At 55.0% G+C, this 2,082-nt stretch carries 1 protein-coding gene; it reads right to left on the reverse strand.

What is annotated here, in order from left to right:
* Positions 1–158: 158 nt before the first annotated feature.
* Positions 159–1,853 carry a phospho-sugar mutase gene (locus DWX25_RS09350; protein ID WP_117744005.1) on the reverse strand — a complete coding sequence of 565 codons (1,695 nt, stop codon included), beginning with the start codon at positions 1,851–1,853 and terminating at the stop codon, positions 159–161.
* Positions 1,854–2,082: the final 229 nt, after the last annotated feature.

A 2,082-nucleotide genomic window follows, 5' to 3' on the forward strand; every position in this document is an offset into this window, starting at 1 on the left:
TATATTGCCAGACCGGAGGGGCCCCGGGGGCGGGAATCTGGGCGTACACATTTCCTACACAGTTTGGGATTCTCAGCTGTATTTACCAGTAATATAGAGGGGACCTCGTTTCCGAGATCCCCTCCTCCGTCTATCTATAGAAATAGGCTTTCAAAGCCTTAGGCCAATAGTTTGCGACCGGACTCCTCAATCGCGTCAAGTGCTGCATCAGCCTCGGCGGCATCCGCGCCCTTTGCGAAGATGTACAGCTTAATCTTGGGCTCGGTGCCGGAAGGACGAACAATACCCTTGTTACCACCCTCAAGATCGAACTCAATGACGTTAGCCTTCGGCAGGCCGTTCACGCAGGTATTGTAATCCACGACGGCCTCAATCTTGGAACCGGCGAGCTCCACGGGCGGGTTCTCGCGCAGACCAGCCATGATGCCGGCCATCTTTACCGCACCCTCAGCGCCCGGATAGCTCAGCGAAATCGTCTTGTTGTGATAGTAGCCATACTTCTCGTACAGATCGTGCATCGCATCGGCGAGGTTCTTGCCCTGGAGCTTGTAATACTGCGCCATCTGGCAAATCAGAAGCGAAGTGCTCACGGCGTCCTTGTCGCGCACGTGGTCGCCGGCCAGATAGCCGTAGCTCTCCTCAAAACCGAAGATAAAGCGATCGACCTCGCCAGCATCGGAAAGAGAAGTAATGATGTCGCCGATGTACTTGAAGCCCGTCAGGCAGCGGCGGAGCTCAAAACCGTACTCGTCGGCCAAAGCGTCAACCATGGCGGAAGAAACGATAGTAGTAACGGCAACCTTATTAGTGAGGTCCTCACCGCGGGCAGCACGGGTCTTGCAGATATAGTCGAGCAGCAGAACGCCCATCTCATTGCCGGTCAGCAGCAGATAGTCATCGCCATTCTTAACGGCAACGCCAACACGGTCGGCGTCAGGATCGGTTGCAAGCAGCAGATCGGGGTGAACCTGCTCGCACAGGTCGATGCCCTTCTGCATGGCCTGACGGATCTCGGGGTTAGGATACGGGCAGGTCGGGAAATCGCCGTTAGGCTCCTTCTGCTCGGGAACAACCGTGACATCGGTGATGCCAGCACGCTCGAGCACCGTCGTGACGGGAATGAGGCCGGTACCATTCAACGGCGTATAGACAAGCTTGAGCGGTGCGCCGGCAATCTCCTCGGCAGAAAGATTCGTAACGCCGCGCGCGAGTACGGCGTCGTAATAACGCTCGAGGCACGAATCATCGATCCATTTGACCAGACCCTGCTCAAGAGCCTCATCGAAGTCCATGGACTTCACTCCGGTGAACGTATCAGTCTCGGCGATGGCCTTAGAAATTGCATCGGCGGCCTCGCTGGTTATCTGGCAGCCGTCGGGGCCATAGGCCTTATAGCCGTTATACGGCGCCGGGTTATGACTAGCGGTCATGCAAATGCCACCGGAACACTTAAGATCACGAACAGCCCAGGAAAGCGTCGGCACAGGAGAAATCTTGGGATACACAAGGGCAGTCACACCGTTTGCTGCAAGAATGGCAGCCGTCGTCTTAACGAACAGCTCACCTTTATTGCGGCTATCGCGAGCGATGGCGACCGTCGGATGCTCGAAGGTCGCATTGAGGTAGTCAGCGAATCCCTGGGTCGCACGACCGACCGTATAGATATTCATACGGTTAGTGCCTGCACCGATAGTGCCGCGAAGACCAGCAGTGCCGAAGGCGAGATCCTGGAAGAAAGCGTCGGTGATGGCGTCCTCATCACCCTGCTCCTTCATCGTGTTGAGCTCAGCGAGGAGCTCCTCATCCTTGACATTGGCAATCCAAGTATCAAGCAGCTCATGAACATCTGCCATGTGAGTCCTTCCGTCACAATCAATAAAACGACCCGTGTGAAACAGGACAAGCGCGTCAGTGCGCTAAAGCAAATATTAGTCCATTGAGAACAGAGAACCGACCACAGAACGGTGAACGTCTATATTAAGCGGTGGATGATTAAATTGATTTAATTGCATAAGGAATGTTGCCCATTAACGCAAAAAAGGGGGAGGCCGCGAGGCCTCCCCCTTTTAAGTTCAAGCGTAC

Origin of the sequence: Collinsella sp. AF18-8LB (assembly GCF_003459795.1) — a bacterium.
In the GTDB taxonomy this organism is placed as follows: Bacteria; Actinomycetota; Coriobacteriia; order Coriobacteriales; family Coriobacteriaceae; genus Collinsella.